Source organism: Thauera sp. ZXT1-4 (assembly GCF_052598215.2).
Window position 1 is genome coordinate 17,776 of record NZ_JBQWSN020000014.1, and the last position, 16,654, is coordinate 34,429.

Sequence of the window (16,654 nt, forward strand, 5' to 3'; positions counted from 1 at the left end):
GGTTGGGGAGGTCGGGCGAGATTCGGGACTGGCGGCTCCGGCGGTCCTGTCCCTGCAGGAAGGGACTGGCGGACGCGGGGCGAATTCTATGCCGCATTGCGGCGGCGCGCATGCGCAGCGTCTACAATTGCGGTCCGGCTGTTCGCGCAGCGGCATACGCACTTCATTCTCTTGAAAGACCTCTTCCGATGACGACACGCAAGGGCATCATTCTCGCCGGGGGTTCCGGCACCCGGCTGCATCCGGCCACGCTGGCGGTTTCCAAGCAGTTGCTGCCGGTCTACGACAAACCAATGGTGTATTACCCGCTCGCCACGCTGATGCTGGCGGGGATCCGTGAAATCCTGCTGATCTCCACGCCGCAGGACACGCCGCGCTTCGAGCAGCTTTTGGGGGATGGCAGCCAATGGGGGCTGAAGCTGCAGTATGCGGTGCAGCCCAGCCCGGACGGACTTGCCCAGGCGCTGGTCATCGGCGAGCCCTTTCTGGACGGGTCGCCGTCAGCGCTGGTGCTGGGCGACAACCTCTTCTACGGCCACGACTTCGCTTCCGAACTGCGGGCGGCGTCCGTGCGTACCGAAGGGGCGACGGTATTCGCTTATCCGGTGCACGATCCCGAGCGCTATGGCGTGGTGGAGTTCTCCGCCGAAGGGCGCGCGATCAGCCTGGAGGAGAAGCCGGCCCGCCCCAAGAGCCGTTACGCCGTGACCGGACTCTATTTCTACGACGGGCAGGCGCCCGGGTTTGCGCGCAATCTGGCTCCGAGCACGCGCGGTGAATTGGAGATCACTGACCTCAACCGCATCTATCTGGAGCGCGGCGAGCTCGATGTGCAGGTGATGGGCCGTGGCCATGCCTGGCTGGATACCGGCACGCACGAGAGCCTGCTCGAGGCCGGAATGTTCATCCAGACCATCGAGAAACGGCAAGGGCTGAAGATTGCCTGCCCGGAAGAGATCGCCTGGCGGGCAGGGTGGATCGATGCGGTGCAGTTGGGCGCGCTCGCTCAGCCGCTGGCCAAGAGCGGCTACGGCCAGTATCTGCTGCGGCTGCTCGAAGATCGGGTGTTCTGATGAAGGCGACACCGACCGTGTTGCCCGAGGTGCTTCTGTTCGAGCCGAAGGTGTTCGGGGATGCGCGCGGCTTCTTCCTCGAAAGCTGGAACGCGCGCAGCTTCAGCGAGTTGACCGGGCTCGACCTTGATTTCGTGCAGGACAACCATTCGCGCTCGGCGCGCGGTGTGCTGCGCGGCCTGCATTACCAGTTGCAGCAGCCACAGGGCAAGCTGGTGCGCGTGGTGCGCGGCCGGGTGTTCGATGTGGCGGTCGACCTGCGCCGCAACTCGCCGCGCTTCGGGCGCTGGGCGGGGGTCGAGCTGAGCGAGGACGATCACCGCCAGCTGTGGATCCCGCCCGGCTTCGCGCACGGGTTCCTGGTGCTGAGCGAGTCGGCCGACTTCCTCTACAAGACGACCGACTACTACGCCCCCGAGCACGAGCGCTGCATCGCCTGGGACGACGTGCAGATCGGTATCGACTGGCCGCTGGAGGGGGCGCCGCTGTTGTCGGCGAAGGACCGGTTGGGCCAGAGCCTGGCTGCAGCTGAGGTGTATGAAGGCTGAGCGAGGGCTGACTCCGCGATGGGCGCGCACTGAACGCCCGCTTCGAGCCGCGCTGGCCGTCGTCAGTGCACCACTCTGGGCGAAAGGTCGCCGAAGTCGGACTGTTCCTGCACCGGCGAGGCGTGGTGCAGCACCATGCGCCAGCCATGGGCGCCGCGCACGAAAACGTTCGTGGCCGCGAGTGAGGCGTTGCGGCTGCCCTGCCCCGGTACGGTCAGGCGCTCGATGACGCAATGCATGGCCATGGTCGCGCTCGCGCTGCCCACGGCATGGCTCACCTCGATCTCGATGCGCGTGCCGCCGGCAAGGATGCGCCGCCAGGTTTCGTGCACGGCGGCCAGGCCGACGATGCGCGGGCCACCGGGGTGGACGCAGACGACCTCTTCCTCTTCCGACCACACTGCCATCAGCGCGTCGAGGTTGCCTTCGGCCAGCGCGCGGTAGAACGCGGCCTCGGCTTCGAGTGGCGTGGTGAAGTGGGCTGTGCTCTCTGCAGGCATGGAGTTTTGTCGACGATGTTCTGGGGGCGATGAAAAGGCACGGGGGCCGAAGCCCCCGTGTGCAGGACAGACCGCGGCCGAGCCGCCGGGTTCAGTGGTGGCCCTTGGGGCGCTCGCCGTTGAAGACGTACTGGGCGCTGCAGTATGGGCAGACGACCTCACCGGTCTTCAGGACGTCCAGGAACACGCGCGGGTGGCGGGCCCACAGCGGCGCGCCCGGGGGCGGGCAGTGCAGCGGCAGGTCCTTGGCCGTGACCATGATGGCGTGGGGCTTGTTGGCGGTTTCAGCCATGTCGCAATCCTCGGTGCGTGGAGATCAGACGTGGGCGAGCCAGTGCGCGTACTCGGGCGCACGGCCATTGACGACGTCGAAGAAGCGCGACTGGATCTTCTCGGTGATCGGACCGCGCTTGCCTTCGCCGATCTTGCGGTCGTCGAGTTCGCGGATCGGCGTGACCTCGGCGGCGGTGCCGGTGAAGAAGGCTTCGTCGGCGAGGTAGATGTCGTCACGCGTGAGGCGCTTGGTGCCGACCTCATAGCCGAGTTCGCGTGCGATGGCATGGATCGAGTCGCGCGTGATGCCGGTCAGCGCCGAGGCGATCTCGGGCTCGTAGATGCGGCCGTCCTTGATGATGAAGAGGTTCTCGCCCGCGCCTTCGGCGACGAAGCCCTGGTTGTCGAGCAGCAGCGCCTCGTCGTAGCCCATGCGGGTGACTTCGAGGTTGGCGAGGATCGAGTTCGGATAGGTTGCAGCCAGCTTGGCGCGCGGCATCGTCGAATTGACGTGGTGCCGGGTGTAGGACGAGGTCTTTACGCGGATGCCCTTCTGCAGGCCTTCCTCGCCCAGGTAGGCGCCCCAGGGCCAGGCGGCGATCGCCACATGCACGGTGGCGCCGACGGTGGAGATGCCCATCTTTTCCGAGCCGTAGAAGGCGATCGGGCGCAGATAGCACGACTCGAGCTTGTTCGCGCGCACGACCTCCTTCTGTGCCTCCATGAGTTCATCCTTGGAGTAGGGGATGTCCATCATGTAGATCTTGCCGGAGTTGATCAGGCGCTGGGTGTGCTCGGCCAGGCGGAAGATCGCGGTGCCGCTGACGGTGTTGTAGGCCCGGACGCCCTCGAATACTGCGAGGCCGTAGTGCAGCGAGTGGGTGAGGACGTGCGTGGTCGCCTCGCGCCACGGGACGAGCTTGCCGTCCTGCCAGATGAAGCCGTCGCGGTCAGCCATGGACATGATGAAGATCTCCGCCTGAAATAGGTTCGCTGGATGGTGTCGGTCGCGCCGGAGGGTGAGGCCGTCGCAGAACCCGCAAATTCTAGCGTAAAGCGCCGCCTGCGACGCGTGCCGCGTGCGCCCGCTCGTTGCCTGGCGCGTTCTGCGGCGCCTGCTCGCGCATGCGTCGTGCGCGCCCCGCGGTAGAATGCGGCGCTTGTCGTGGCTGGAGCCGAACGTGAAGGAACGACCCTGGAAACCCAACGTCACCGTCGCGGCGGTGATCGAGCGTGATGGCCGTTTCCTGCTCGTCGAGGAGGAAACCCCAGAGGGCCTGCGCTTCAATCAGCCCGCCGGTCACCTCGAGGAGGGGGAGTCGCTGCTCGATGCTGCAGTCCGCGAGGCGCTGGAGGAAACCGCGCACCGCTTCGTCCCGGAGTATCTGGTCGGGGTCTACCAGTGGACCCGGCCGCAGGGCGATATCACCTACCTGCGTTTCGCCTACGGTGGGCGGGTCGAAGGGGTGGAGGACGGCCGCGCGCTCGACGAGGGGATTGTGCGTGCAGTGTGGATGACGCTGGACGAGGTGCGCGCGACCGCGGACCGGCATCGCAGTCCGCTGATCCTGCAGTGCATCGAGGACTGGCGTGCCGGGCAGCGCCATCCGGTGTCACTGGTGCATCACTGCGCGTCGGCCTGATGCGCGTCGCGGCATTGCTGCTTGTCCTTGTGCCGGCATGCGCGGCCGCGGCCTGGCCGGAGGGGGCGGGAGCGATGGAAGAAGGGGTGGAAGGGGCAGTGAGCGTGCGGGCCGGGGAGCACGCTCAGGTGAGCATCTGCTACAACTACGGCTGCAGTCGCGAAGCTGAGGTGCGGTTTCACCGCGCCCGGCTGCTGCGCCTGGGTGCGCGGCTGGGACAGGCCGCGAACGCTGAGGAAGAGCGCGCCCGCCTCGCAGGGGAGATCGGCATGCTGTACCGGATCGCTGCGACGCAGAGCCCGGTCGCCGCGGACCGGGCGGGGAATTACCTGGATGGCGGCGTGGAGGGGCGCATGGACTGCATCGACCATGCGACCTCCACCACGCGCCTGCTGAGGCTGCTGGAGGCGAGAGGCTGGCTGCGCTTCCACCGTGTGGCGGAGCCAGCGCGGCGTACGCGCTTCATCTTCCAGCATTTCAGCGCAGTGATCGAGGAGCGGTCGGTGGAGAAGGCCGGTCCGAATCCGGGCGGTGCGGATGGCGCGCCGCCCGCCAACGCGTATGTCGTCGACAGCTGGTTCGGCGACAATGGCGAGCCGGCGGTGGTGCTGCCGCTCGTGGAATGGCTCAATGGAGGTGGACCGAATGTCCAGTAAGCAGGACGGAAATGGCATGAAGGTGGTGGTCGGCATGTCCGGCGGGGTCGATTCGTCGGTGACGGCGCTGCTGCTCAAGCAGCAGGGCTACCAGGTGACCGGCCTGTTCATGAAGAACTGGGAGGATGACGACGATTCCGAGTACTGCTCGACGCGGCAGGATCTGGTCGATGTGGCTTCGGTGTGCGACGTCATCGGTATCGACCTCGAGGTGGTCAACTTCAGCGCCGAGTACAAGGACCGCGTGTTCGCCGACTTCCTGTGCGAATACGAGGCCGGCCGCACGCCCAATCCGGATGTGCTGTGCAACTCCGAGATCAAGTTCCGCTGCTTCCTCGATCACGCCATGAAGATGGGCGCCGAGCGCATCGCCACCGGGCACTACGCCCAGGTGCGCGAATGGACCAACGATGGCCGCACCGAATACCAACTGCTCAAGGCCGAGGACGGCACCAAGGACCAGAGCTATTTCCTCTACCGCCTGACCCAGGAGCAATTGGCGAAGACGATGTTTCCGCTCGGCACGCTGTACAAGCGCGAGGTGCGGCGGCGCGCCGAGCAGGCCGGGCTGCACGTCGCAGCCAAGAAGGACTCGACCGGCATCTGCTTCATCGGCGAGCGCCCGTTCCGCGAGTTTCTGATGCGCTATCTGCCGGCGCAGCCGGGCGAGATCCGCGCGCTCGACGACGGGCGCGTGCTGGGTGAGCACCAGGGCCTGATGTACCACACCATCGGCCAGCGCAAGGGGCTCATGATCGGCGGCCTCAAGGGCAACCAGGACGAGGCCGGCGAGCACGACGCCTGGTATGTCGCAGGCAAGGACGTGAAGGCCAACCTGCTCTACGTGGTGCAGGGCCACGACCACCCGGCGCTGCTCAAGGACCGCCTGGTGGCCACTGACCTGAACTGGATCGCTGGCCGCGACCCGCACACCAACTGGGTCTACACGGCCAAACCACGCTACCGCACACCGGACCAGGCGTGCGAGATCGACCGCATCGCCGAAGGGCGTGCCGAGATCGCATTCGCCCAGCCACAGTGGGCGGTGACGCCGGGTCAGAGCGTGGTGGTGTATGAGTCCAAGGTCTGCCTGGGCGGCGGCATCATCGTCTGAGGCCCGGGGCCAGGTCGTTCGAGCGACCGCGCTGGCCCCGGGCCAGCGCGGCATCCCCCGTGCGCACATCGCAGGACGGGGTGAATCTCAGGCGGGCAGTGGCCCGCCGGCCACGGCCAGCGGCGGATGTGCCAGCGCCTGCAGGCGCGCGGCGTAGGTTTCGCAGCGTGCGATGTATTCGCGCGCGCTCTTGGGCATGGTGACGCGCGCCCGTGTGATGTCGGTCACCAGGTTGCGTCCGTGCAGGATCAGACGCAGGCCGTCCGCCGCAAGCTGACGTTCATGCTCGCTGGCTGCTGGCGACAGCATCGCAGAGACCGCGCCCAGATGTTCCGAGGCGACGACGAAGTCAGCCCACACGTCGAAGATGTCGGGGTCGGTGCGCAATGTCTCGCACTTGATCTTGGCGATGCGGGTGAATTCGTACACCAGCGGGGCGAGGTTGTCGAACAGCGGCGCCGCGGAAAACGTGGTCGCCATGATCGCGCCGATGCGGTCGATCTCACGCAGCGCCTGGGCGATCTTGATGTAGCGGCTCTCGTAGAAGGCTTCGACCGGGATCGAGAAGGCGCGGAAGGGCTCGCCCCACAGCTCGTCGATGCCTTCCTCGCCGCTGCGGTGCAGCACCAGGCGACCGAGGGTGAGGGCCTCCTGCAGGCAGCGCCCGCACTCGCGCATCAGCGGGTTGTCGGTGGCGATCTCGACGCCGAGTTCCTGCAGTTCGACCAGTTTGGTGAAGATGTCGGTGGCGCGGTTGAACAGCGCGCCTGCGTACATCGCGCCCTTGACGCGCTTGCGCTCGGGGTCCTGCTCCGACGCGTAGGACTGGCGCGCGTCGTCCAGGCGTCTGCCGGGAATGTTGATGCCGTGCTCGACGTGGTTGAACAGGCGGCGCGTCAGCGCCTGGATGAGCTTCTTCTTGGCGTCGAGGGAGTCCGCCGGCGGCTCGTAGACCTTGAGCCAGTAGCCGTCGTAATGAATGCGCCGAACACCGTCGATGATCTTGACGGTGCCGTCGGGGATGAGCTCTTCCATAGCGGTGTGAGGCCTGAGCGTGTGGGAGAGGTCGAAGGATACGCCGCTGTTCAGGCGCCTCCAATAGCGCCCTGCCGGGCGGCGGCGCGGATCTGGCGTGCGCGCCGGTGCTTGCGCCATTTTGCGCTCACCCGGATGCGCCAGAAGAGTTGCGTACCCCAGTAACTGAGGATGGCGCCCGTAGCCGCCATGATGACCATGCCCACGAGCAGTGGCTGGCCGATGCCGGTGACCCAGTTCCACGCCTGGTTCAGCGAGTCGATCATGCGCAGGGGGCGTTCGACGTCTTCCGGGGTAAGGTCGGGCGGGGTGCGCGTGCCGATGATGCCCGCACCCAGGCGATAGGCGAAGTAGTAGATCGGGCCGTAGGTCAGCGGATTGCTGACCAGGGTCGATGCCGCAGCGATGAGCAGATTTCCGCGCAGCAACAATGAGGCGACCGCGGCGGCCGGGATCTGGGCGATCGGGATCATGAGCCCGAAGAACACCCCCATGGCCACCCCACGCGCGACCGAACGCCGATTCACATGCCACAGCAGCGGATCGTGAACGCGCGGCCCCAGCCAGCGCAGGAGCCGGCTTTGCGTGATTTTTTCACGGGTGGGCAGAAGGCGTTCGAGCATGTTCCGGTCCGGGCAGAAAGCGGCATCTTACGCATTGCGCCGCAAAGCACAAGCGTAGCGCCGCATGGCCGTACGAAACGGTCGCAGGCGGCTGCAAGGTGCTGATTATCCGTCGATGTGACCGTTCCCGCCGTGAGAAATTCACACGCCTGCAGCAGGGTTTCCCCCTGCCCCGCGGTGCCGAGGGCAAGCAGGCGTGTCAGGCGAGGTCGCTCGGGATCACTGCGCGCAGCACGGTCTGGGTTTCGCCTTCGCGGACGCGGTTGGTGAACCACCACAGTGCGCCCTTCTTGATCGTCCAGTCCGCCTCGTGGCCGGAGAGCAGCAGGGCCGCCAGGCGGCCGAGCGCGGGCTGGTGGCCGACCACGAGCGCTGCGCTGCTGGCGTCCGGCCAGCCGGTGGCGGCGAGCAGGTCGGGCACGTTGCCATCCGGCCCGAGCGAGGCGACGATCTGGAAGCTGTCGGTGAATGCGGCGGCTGTCTGCCGGGTGCGCACCGTGGGACTGGCGAGGACCTTGAGCTGCTTCGGGCGGTGCTCGTCCAGCCATTGCGCGATGCGTCGCGCCTGCTTGTGGCCGCGGGGCGTGAGCTCGCGCGTGTGGTCGGGCGTGCCGTCGAAGGCTTCGGCGTGGCGCCAGAGCAGGAGGTCCATGTCGTGCTTCCGGGTGGAGAGGGCCGACATCTTCGTCTATGGCTGTTGCAGCTTGATGACGGGGAAGCCTACCAGGGTTTCCTGCCCGACAGCAGCGGTGCGCTCTCGCGCAGCGCACGCCGCCGCAGGCGTGCATACCGCGCGGCGTGCCAGCCCAGCACGAATGCGGCTGCCGGAGCGAGGCGCGCGTCTGCCGCCACCCAGGCGGCGAGCCGCTGCTGTGCAGCGTCGACGTCCTGCAGGAAGCCGAGTGTGTCCTGGACGACCACGACCGCTTCCAGATAGCGCCGCACCGCCCGTGCGGGGAACAGCGGGGCGAAGAACTCCACCGCGTAGCGCAGTTGCTTGTATCCGATGCGCAGCGCGTGGAGACGGGTCGGCTCGAGGGTCTCGGCCGCCGCTGCGAGCCGTCGCGTGCGCTTGCGCAGCCGGTCCAGGCGCAGACGCGCAAAGGTGCGCAGGTCGGCCGCCTGGATCAGGCTGTCGATGGTGAGGCGGTGGAGGTCGGCTGTGAGTCCGAGCAGCAGGCGGCCCTGGGTGGCCATATCGAGGTTGTGACAGGCGTGTGCGCGCGCTTCCTCACGGGCGCGGCGGACGGTGTTGGCCAGGGCCGAGAAGGAGGCCTCGTCGGCCAGGCCCTCGGGGGCGACCGGGGCGAGCAGTTCGGCGTGGAACACATCGAGGTCGCGGGCGTCGCCGAAGCGGTTGGCGTTCTCGCGCAGGCGCACGCTCCAGTCTGCGACGAAGGTGGCCGGCAGCGCCGGCGCGAAGAGCTTGAGCAGGGCGCGCAGGCGGCGCTGCGATACGCGCAGCTGGTGGATGAAATCGGCTGCGATGCTGTCCGGGTCCGTGTGCTCGAGCGCACCGGCAGCGTTGGCCTGCCATTGACGGACGCAGGAGAAGGCGAGGGTGCGGAAGGCATCGACCGCGTTCTGCGTGGCGTCGATCGCGGACGGCTCGGCACGCACTGCAGTGGACGGCGTGCCGAGGAACAGCCGGTAGCCGCGCTCTGCCTTGGAGAGGTCCGCAGGCATCAGCGGCAGGTCGCTGGCGAGGGTTTCGGCGAGTTCGATCAGGTCCAGCGGCTGCCCGGCTTCGAGCTCGAGTTCGAGCTCGCAGATGGGGGCGCTGCGCTCAACGCCGTCGGGTGTGTGCAGGCTCACCTCGCCGGTGTCGATCATCATCAGGATGCGCAGGTCTTCGCGCGGGCTGTACACGCGCGTTTCACGCCGGAAACGCGTGGTGAACACGGGCACCAGCGCGTCGTGGTGGCGCGCGAGCAACTGTGCCGCTTCGGGCTGGTCGATCGCGCCGAAATCGAACGCGCCGGTGTAGTCCTGCTCCCACTCCGGGCGCTGGGACAGGCCGCCACTGGACACCGCGGCACACTTGACCGTCTGTAACTGGCGACGTCCCTGGCGGCGGATGCGCAGCGCCACCTTGCGTGCCTTGAGTTGCAGCGCGGGGGTGTCGAAATAGGTGTTGTCCAGCGTCACCGCGTTGCCAAGCTTCTGCGCGGCGCTCACCAGCGGATGGCGCCGGAGTGCGGGCAGTGCGCGGTGGGGCAGGGCAAGCTTGAGTTCGATCTCGTGGCTCATGGTGATCGCCCCGTGGGGGCGTCGGAAGAAAGGGCGCCTGAATTCTAGACGCCCCGTTGTGGTGCGTCATGCTCGGTTTCGTGACATACGCGTCCGCGTTCGGCATTCACTCGCCGAACACCTCCCGCCACAGGGCGATCACCGGGGCGCGTGCGTGCCCGGCTTCTTCGGGTACCACCCGCGACGGGCGGTCATTCAGGCGCTGGCGGTGCTGCAGGCGACGCAGTTCGCGATAGCTGTCGGCGCAGGCGGCGGCCAGTTCGCGGGGGATCAGGCCGAGCTCGCCGGCGATGCGCAGCAGTGCGATGTTGCCGAGGTTGCCGGTCAGTTGCGGGTGGTCGTGGCTGAAGCCCAGCACCAGATACTGGATCAGGAACTCGACGTCGATCAGGCCGCCCGGATCGTGCTTCAGTTCGAATGTGCCATCCCCCTTGCTGCCGTGCGCATCGCGCATCTTGTTGCGCATCGCCAGCACCTCGGCGCGCAGCGCATTGCGGTCGCGCTGCATGCGCAGCACCTCGCAGCGGATGCGCTCGAAGGCCTCGCCGATGGCGCGGTCGCCCGCGGAAAAGCGGGCCCGGGTCAGCGCCTGGTGCTCCCACACCCAGGCCGATTCGCGTTGGTACTTGCGGAAGGCGTCCAGGGAGGTGACGATCAGGCCGGACTCGCCGTTCGGACGCAGGCGCAGGTCGGTATCGAAGAGCTGGCCGGCGGCGGTCTGGCTGGAGAGCCAGGTGTTGGTGCGCTGCGCGAGCCGCGTGTAGACCTCGGGGGCTTCGGGCGCGTCGTCGTCGAAGAGGAAAACGATGTCCAGGTCGGAGGCGTAGCCGAGCTCCTTGCCACCGAGCTTGCCGTAGCTGACGACGGCGAAACGCGGCGCCTCGCGGTGGCGGATCTTGATCCGACGCCAGCACAGCGGCAGCGTGAGATCGAGCATGATGTCGGCGAGCTCGGAGAGGTGATCGGCGAGCTTTTCCACCGTGAGCAGGCCAGCGATGTCCTGCGTGAGCAGGCGGAACACCTGGGCGTGGTGCTGCTCGCGCATCACGTCCATCTGGCGCTCCATGTCGGGTTCGAGCGTCTCCAGCTCGGCGGCCAGGCTGGTGCGGAAGGCGGCCCAGTCCGGGGGCGTGTCGAGATTGCGCGAATCGAGCATCTCGTCGAGCAGGATGGGATGCCGGGTGAGGAACTGTGCCGCCCAGCGCGATGCGCTCATCAGGTCGGCGACGCGCTGCAGCGCCTGCGGGTATTGCTGCAGCAGCGCGAGGTAGGCGCCGCGGCGGCCGATTGCCTCGATGAGGTCGAGCATCCGCGCCAGGGTGTCGTCCGCTCCGGGCTTGGTGGCTGCGGCCTCGACCATGCGCGGCACCAGCGCGTCGAAGCGGCTCTTGATGTTGTTGGGCAGCTGGCGGTAGCGCGGGCTGGCGTGGATTGCGGCGAGACGCTCGGCGCCGGCGCCGGGATGCAGGTAGCCTAGCCCCGCAAGCGCATCGGTTGCTGCGTCGCGGTCCTCCGCGTTGGACCACACGGCGTCCAGGCTGTGATCCTCTTCCGACGGATCGCCGAACACATGGTCGAAGTGGCGGCTCACGACCGTGCGATGTGCCGCAAGCACCGTCTGCAGGGCAGGGTAGTCGGCGAAACCCATGGCCTCCGCGATCCGCGCCTGGTCTTCCGTGTTTGCGGGCAGATCGTGCGTCTGTGCGTCGTCGAGGTACTGCAACCGATGCTCGAGTCGGCGCAGGAAGACGTAGGCCGAGGACAGCTCGGCCACCGCCTCGGGGGAGAGAATGCCGCGTTCGGGGAGCATTTCGAGCACCTTGAGCGTTGGGCGCACCTGGAGCGCGATGTCGCGGCCGCCCCGGATGAGCTGGAACACCTGGGCGATGAACTCGATCTCGCGGATGCCGCCCGGGCCGAGCTTGACGTTGTTCACCCGGTCGCGGCGAGCCACCTCGCGGCGGATCTGCGCATGCAGGTCGCGCATCGCGTTGATCGCGCCGAAATCGAGATACTTGCGGAATACGAATGGACGGGCGATGTCGCGCAGCTCGGGCCAGCGCTGACCGAGCAGCACGCGCCCCTTGATCCAGGCGTAGCGTTCCCACTCGCGGCCCTGGGTGAAGAAGTAGTTCTCCAGCATGTCGAAGCAGCACACCAGCGGGCCGGAGTCGCCGTTCGGGCGCAGACGCATGTCGACCCGGAACACCTGGCCGTGCTCGGTGATCTCGGCCAGGGCCTGGATGAGCTGCTTGCCGAGGCGCTCGAAAAACTCGAAATTGCTGATGACCTTCTTGCCGCCGGTATCGCCGTCTTCCGGGTAGACGAAGATCAGGTCGATGTCCGAGGACACGTTGAGCTCTCGCCCGCCGAGCTTGCCCATGCCGATCACCAGCAGCTCCTGCTCCCAGCCGGTGGGTGAGAGCGGCTGGCCGTAGCGCTCGACGAGTCCAGCGTGCAGCACGTCGTGTGCGTGCCGGATCGCGGTTTCGGCGAGCAGCGTCATGGTCTGGGTGACCTCGGCCAGCGGGGCGGCGAGCGCCAGATCGCGCACGATGAGGTGGCACAGCACCCAGGTCCGCAACTGGCGCAGGGCGGGGCGCAACGCGGCGTCCCCACCGCCGTGCACCTGCTCGCGTTCGGCAATGAAGCGCTGCATCTGGGCTTCGCCGATCGGTGCCGACATGCTCGCGACCAGCGCGGGTCCGAGCCAGGGCTGGCTGTCGAGCATGCGCGACAGATAGCGCGACATGCGCCGGGCCTGCTGCACTTCCGGGGGCAGGCCTGGCGCGCTGGCGCTGGGGAGGGTGGACATGGCGTGGCTCCAGTGCGGACGCGGATCGTTGGTAGAATGCGGCCGTTCCGGCGCAATGCCCGCCGGTACCGCAGAGACGTCCATTTTATCCGCCCGCGCAGCCGGCCGGCATGACGATCGTGGCGATGTGCCACACAGCTATCGAGCATTTCCCTGAACACGCAAGATTCTGGCTCGGCCGCAGCTCCTCCGCCCCCCGTGGCGGTTTCGGTGTCGCCTCCGCGCACGGCGGAGCGGCTGCGCCGTGCGTTCGCGCGCGCTGCGTTCGCACTCGTGCTGCTGTGGTGTGCCGGGGCTTCGCTGATGCTCGTGGCGCGCCATGTCCTGCTGCCCGCGGTGGGCGAGTTTCGCGGGCCGATCGAGCGTGCGCTGGCGGCGCAGATCGGCCTGCCGGTCTCCATCGGCCAGCTTGAGGGCGGCTGGGCGGGGTGGCGTCCGCGCCTGCGCATGGCCGACATCGGCATCGCCGACGTCGACGGCCGGCCCGCGCTCACCCTGCGGGCGGTCGATGCCACGCTGGCGTGGAGCTCGCTGCTTCGCCTGCGGCCCTATTTCCACCGCCTGGAAATCGTCGCCCCCGAGCTTGCGCTGCGCCGTGATGCAGAAGGCATGCTGCATGTCGCCGGCGTGCCTGTTCGTGGAGGCGGGCCGGATGGCGCGGGGCTGCAATGGCTGTTCGCACAGCGCCAGATCTTCATCCATGGCGCGCGGCTGAGCTGGGAGGACGAGACCCGGGCCGCGCCGCTGCTCGTGCTCGACAAGGTGTCGTTTCGTCTTGACCGGCGCGGCTTCGCCACGCGCATGGCGTTCGAGGCCGAACCTCCCCCCGCGATCGCAGCGCGCCTGAGCGTACGTGCCGAGGTGCGCGAACTGGATCTGACTGGCGGCGCGCGCGCGCCGCTCGCGCACGTTCGCGGCAGTTTTCATGTGGCGCTGGACGAGGCCGAGCTCGGTGCATGGCGGCCATGGCTCGACTATCCCCTGCCGCTCGACGGCCGCGGCGCGGCGCGGGCCTGGATCGATGCGGACGGAAGGGGAGGTTTTGCGCTTACTGCGGATCTCGCGCTCTACGGCGTGCGCACCCGGCTCGCCGAAGGGCTGTCTGAACTGGCGCTGAAGCGGCTGGAAGGCAGGCTGGGCCTTGCGCGTGATGCGAAGCATTGGCGGGTGAGCACACATGCGCTGGCGCTGGAGCAGGACGCGGGCTTGCGCCTGGCCCCCGCCGACCTGATGTTCGAGCTCGCGCACGGCGAGGAGGATGGCGCTGCGGCGGCGGGCGGGCAGTTGCGCGCAAACCGGCTCGATTTCGCCGCGCTGGCGGCGCTTGCCGCACACCTGCCGCTCGACGAGGGGGTGCGCGCACGCCTGGCGGGCTTCGAGCCTCGCGGACGGGTGAACGACCTGCGTCTGTCGTGGCAGGGCCCCGCCGCGGCGCCCGCGCACTGGGCGCTGGCGGCACGGTTCGAGGGGCTGGGGGTGCGGGCGCAGGCGAATCTTCCTGGCATGGGCGGTCTGTCGGGAAGTGTCGAGGGGGATGGCGAACGTGGCCGCTTCCGTCTCGACGGCGAGGACATGCACATCGATCTACCGGCCGTGTTCGAACAGGGGCGGCTCGATTTCGCGCGTTTCCGTGCCGATGGTGGCTGGTCGCAGCGTGAAGGCAGGCTGGAGGTGGTGCTGGACGGAGCCGAGTTCGAGAACGCTGACGCGGCGGGCAGCGCATCGGGTCGTTACTGGCCCGATGGCGGGGCGGGCGAGATCGACCTGCAGGCCAGACTGCACCGGGCCGAGGGCACCTCGGTTTGGCGCTATCTGCCCAGCGTGGTCAATGCGCACACACGGGCATGGGTGCAGCATGCGATCCGTCAGGCGACGGTGCCCGAGGCGCGCCTGCGGCTGAAGGGCGCCCTGTCGGATTTTCCTTTCCGCGATGGCAGTGGACAGTTCCTGGTCACGGTGCGGATTACCGATGCCGTGCTTGACTACGCGCCGGGCTGGCCCGGTATCGAGGGCATCGCCGGCGAGCTTCGCTTCGAGGCAGCGGGCATGCGCATGGCGGCAAGCCAGGGCAGGATCCTCGGGGTCGCGCTGCGCGATGTGGTGGCCGAGATCCCTGACCTGGATGCGCGGCCGACGCCCGTCATGCAGATCCGGGGGCAAGCAGCCGGCGCGACTGCAGATTTTCTGCGCTTCGTGGCCGAGAGCCCGGTCGCCCGGCGCGTGGGCCGGTTCACTGCAGGTATCGCCGCCCAGGGCGAGGGGGTGCTCGCGCTCGAACTGGACATGCCGTTGCACGCGGTTGCCGAGACCCGCGTGGGTGGAGATTTCCGCTTTGCCGGCAACCGCATCCGCCTGCTGGAGGCGTTGCCTGCACTTGAGGGTGCGGCGGGGCAGATCCGGTTTACTGGGGATTCGCTCTCCATCCCCGAGGCGCGTGCCCGCTTGTTCGGACACCCGCTGCGGTTGGTCGCGAAAACGCTGAAGGACGGCGGCGTCCGCTTCGAAGCCAGCGGCAGGGCAGGCGCCGATGCGGTACGCGCGGCCTACGACCTGCACCTGCTCAACGCAATCTCGGGGGATGTGGGCTGGAAGGCCGCGGTTTCGGTGCAGGGGCAGGGTACGCAGGTCGAAGTGAGCTCCGATCTCGTCGGTCTGTCCTCCAGCCTGCCTGCGCCGCTGAACAAATCGGCCGGTGAGGCATGGGCGACGGAGTTCCGCTTCGAGCATTCCGGGCCTGATGCGGCTGAAACCTACGCCTTGCGCGCAGGCGCGCTGCTGCGCGCGGCCCTCAGCCGGCAGGAGGGTGCGCACCCCGCGCTGCGTGGCGGTGTAGCGCTGGGGCGGGCGACGGTCGATGCACCACCGGCTTCGGCCGACGGGGTGCGCATTGCGGCCGTGCTCGACCGGCTCGACCTCGATGCCTGGCAGCGGGCGCTTGAATCGGGGGGCGGCGAGATGCCTGCGATCGGCGAGGTGCCTGCGTGGTCGGAAGTTGCCCTGGCGGCGGATGAGCTGAGCGTTCTCGGGCAGACCCTCAAGGCGGTCGATCTGCGCGCCACGGCGGACGCCGGGGGGTGGAAGGCGCGCCTTGAGAGCGATGTCGCCGATGGCGAGTTCGACTGGCGCCATGCGGGCAGCGGCGCGCTGTTGGCGCGCTTCCGCCACCTGAGCCTGGTGCGCGGTGCGGATGCGCGCAAGGGCACGGAGGACGCAGCCGTGGCGGATGGCGAGCCAGAGCCTGCTGGGGACGAGGTGGCGGCAGAAGGGCGCGACCCGGGCAGTCTGCCTGCGCTTGACATCGTCGCCGAGCGTTTCGTGCTCGACGGACTGGAACTCGGCCGGCTGGAACTCCTTGCCCGCAACCGCGGCAGGTTGTGGCAGCTCGAGCGCCTTGCGCTCGACAACGAGGATGGCCGGGTGGTCGGCCACGGTGAATGGCGGTCATCGGGCCTGCAACGTACGCAGCTCGAATTCACCCTCTCGACTTCCAGCATGGGGCAGCTGGTGCGCCGCTTGGGCTACGCAGACGTTGTGCGCGGGGGCGCCGCCGATCTGTCCGGCCGCCTTGCCTGGCGCGGGGCGCCTACGCGCATCGACCATCCGACGCTTTCGGGTGCGCTCCAGTTCGAGACGGGTGCCGGGCAGTTCAACAAGCTCGAGCCCGGCGTCGGGCGTCTGCTCGGCATCCTAAGCCTGCAGTCCCTGCCGCGCCGGATCACGCTCGATTTCCGTGACGTGTTCTCGGAGGGATTCGCCTTCGACCGCATTTCCGGTAGCATCGAACTCGCTTCCGGTGTCCTGCGTACCGACGACCTCGACATCCGCGGGCCCGCGGCGCGGGTGCGCATGAGCGGCACGGCGGACGTGGTCGCCGAAACCCAGGATCTGCAGGTGTTCGTCCAGCCGACCCTGTCCGAATCGGTGGCGATTGGTGCAGCGGCGGGGCTGCTGAACCCGGCCGTGGGGGTCGTGACCTATCTCGCGCAGAAGGTGCTGAGCGATCCGATCGAGAAGCTCTTCACCTTCGAGTATTCGATCACCGGCAGCTGGAGTGATCCGCTGGTGGCGCGACGGACCGGTGCCGAGGCGCGGCCGGCGCAGTAGGCATCGTGTGCAGACCTTGC

General features: G+C 68.1%; 14 protein-coding genes. 6 read left to right on the forward strand and 8 right to left on the reverse strand.

Annotated features, from left to right (window positions below; translation table 11 throughout):
* Positions 1-188: 188 nt before the first annotated feature.
* Both rfbA and rfbC read left to right on the forward strand, forming a co-directional pair.
* Positions 189-1,073: a glucose-1-phosphate thymidylyltransferase RfbA gene (rfbA, locus tag ACUH78_RS11965; protein ID WP_435749562.1), complete on the forward strand. Its 885-nt coding sequence runs from the start codon at positions 189-191 to the stop codon at positions 1,071-1,073.
* Positions 1,073-1,621: a dTDP-4-dehydrorhamnose 3,5-epimerase gene (rfbC, locus tag ACUH78_RS11970; protein WP_418363549.1), complete on the forward strand. Its 549-nt coding sequence runs from the start codon at positions 1,073-1,075 to the stop codon at positions 1,619-1,621. Before rfbA ends, rfbC begins: the two co-directional genes overlap by 1 nt.
* Before the next feature lie 62 nt (positions 1,622-1,683).
* Here the strand turns inward: rfbC and ACUH78_RS11975 are convergent, their stop codons facing one another.
* From ACUH78_RS11975 to ACUH78_RS11985, 3 genes are all read right to left on the reverse strand, one after another.
* Positions 1,684-2,121, reverse strand: coding sequence for a YybH family protein (locus ACUH78_RS11975; RefSeq protein WP_418363548.1), 438 nt, complete (start codon positions 2,119-2,121; stop codon positions 1,684-1,686).
* Between the two features lie 91 nt (positions 2,122-2,212).
* Positions 2,213-2,413 (reverse strand): zinc-finger domain-containing protein, encoded by a 201-nt coding sequence (locus ACUH78_RS11980; RefSeq protein WP_418363547.1) that lies wholly within the window; start codon positions 2,411-2,413, stop codon positions 2,213-2,215.
* A gap of 24 nt (positions 2,414-2,437) precedes the next feature.
* The gene (locus ACUH78_RS11985; RefSeq protein WP_418363546.1) at positions 2,438-3,358 is read right to left on the reverse strand and encodes a branched-chain amino acid transaminase; all 921 of its coding nucleotides are present in this window, start codon (positions 3,356-3,358) and stop codon (positions 2,438-2,440) included.
* 217 nt (positions 3,359-3,575) lie between these two features.
* Here ACUH78_RS11985 and ACUH78_RS11990 point away from each other — a divergent pair, with 217 nt between their 5' ends.
* The 3 genes from ACUH78_RS11990 (at position 3,576) to mnmA (ending at position 5,807) form a co-directional block, all read left to right on the forward strand.
* On the forward strand, positions 3,576-4,037 hold the full coding sequence (locus ACUH78_RS11990) for an NUDIX hydrolase (protein WP_418363545.1): 462 nt from the start codon (positions 3,576-3,578) through the stop codon (positions 4,035-4,037).
* A gap of 74 nt (positions 4,038-4,111) precedes the next feature.
* Complete coding sequence (locus ACUH78_RS11995; protein WP_445333568.1) at positions 4,112-4,693, forward strand: hypothetical protein; 582 nt, start codon at positions 4,112-4,114, stop codon at positions 4,691-4,693.
* Positions 4,694-4,709: 16 nt separating this feature from the next.
* A complete protein-coding gene (mnmA, locus tag ACUH78_RS12000; protein ID WP_418363777.1) occupies positions 4,710-5,807 on the forward strand; it encodes a tRNA 2-thiouridine(34) synthase MnmA in 1,098 nt (365 codons plus the stop codon).
* Between the two features lie 87 nt (positions 5,808-5,894).
* On the opposite strand, the gene ACUH78_RS12005 is transcribed toward mnmA, so the two are convergent.
* The 5 genes from ACUH78_RS12005 to glnE all read right to left on the reverse strand — a co-directional run bounded on the left by ACUH78_RS12005 (position 5,895) and on the right by glnE (position 12,530).
* On the reverse strand, positions 5,895-6,842 hold the full coding sequence (locus tag ACUH78_RS12005; RefSeq protein ID WP_418363543.1) for a hypothetical protein: 948 nt from the start codon (positions 6,840-6,842) through the stop codon (positions 5,895-5,897).
* Positions 6,843-6,892: 50 nt separating this feature from the next.
* Positions 6,893-7,465, reverse strand: a complete 573-nt coding sequence (locus ACUH78_RS12010; protein WP_418363542.1) for a DUF2062 domain-containing protein — start codon at positions 7,463-7,465, stop codon at positions 6,893-6,895.
* 199 nt (positions 7,466-7,664) lie between these two features.
* Complete coding sequence (locus ACUH78_RS12015) at positions 7,665-8,117, reverse strand: SixA phosphatase family protein (protein ID WP_418363541.1); 453 nt, start codon at positions 8,115-8,117, stop codon at positions 7,665-7,667.
* A gap of 68 nt (positions 8,118-8,185) precedes the next feature.
* Complete coding sequence (locus ACUH78_RS12020; protein ID WP_445333569.1) at positions 8,186-9,715, reverse strand: CYTH and CHAD domain-containing protein; 1,530 nt, start codon at positions 9,713-9,715, stop codon at positions 8,186-8,188.
* 106 nt (positions 9,716-9,821) lie between these two features.
* Positions 9,822-12,530 carry a bifunctional [glutamate--ammonia ligase]-adenylyl-L-tyrosine phosphorylase/[glutamate--ammonia-ligase] adenylyltransferase gene (gene glnE, locus ACUH78_RS12025; protein ID WP_445333570.1) on the reverse strand — a complete coding sequence of 903 codons (2,709 nt, stop codon included), beginning with the start codon at positions 12,528-12,530 and terminating at the stop codon, positions 9,822-9,824.
* A gap of 210 nt (positions 12,531-12,740) precedes the next feature.
* Between glnE and ACUH78_RS12030 the strand changes: the two genes are divergently transcribed.
* Positions 12,741-16,634 (forward strand): YhdP family protein, encoded by a 3,894-nt coding sequence (locus ACUH78_RS12030; RefSeq protein WP_445333571.1) that lies wholly within the window; start codon positions 12,741-12,743, stop codon positions 16,632-16,634.
* Positions 16,635-16,654 lie beyond the last annotated feature (20 nt).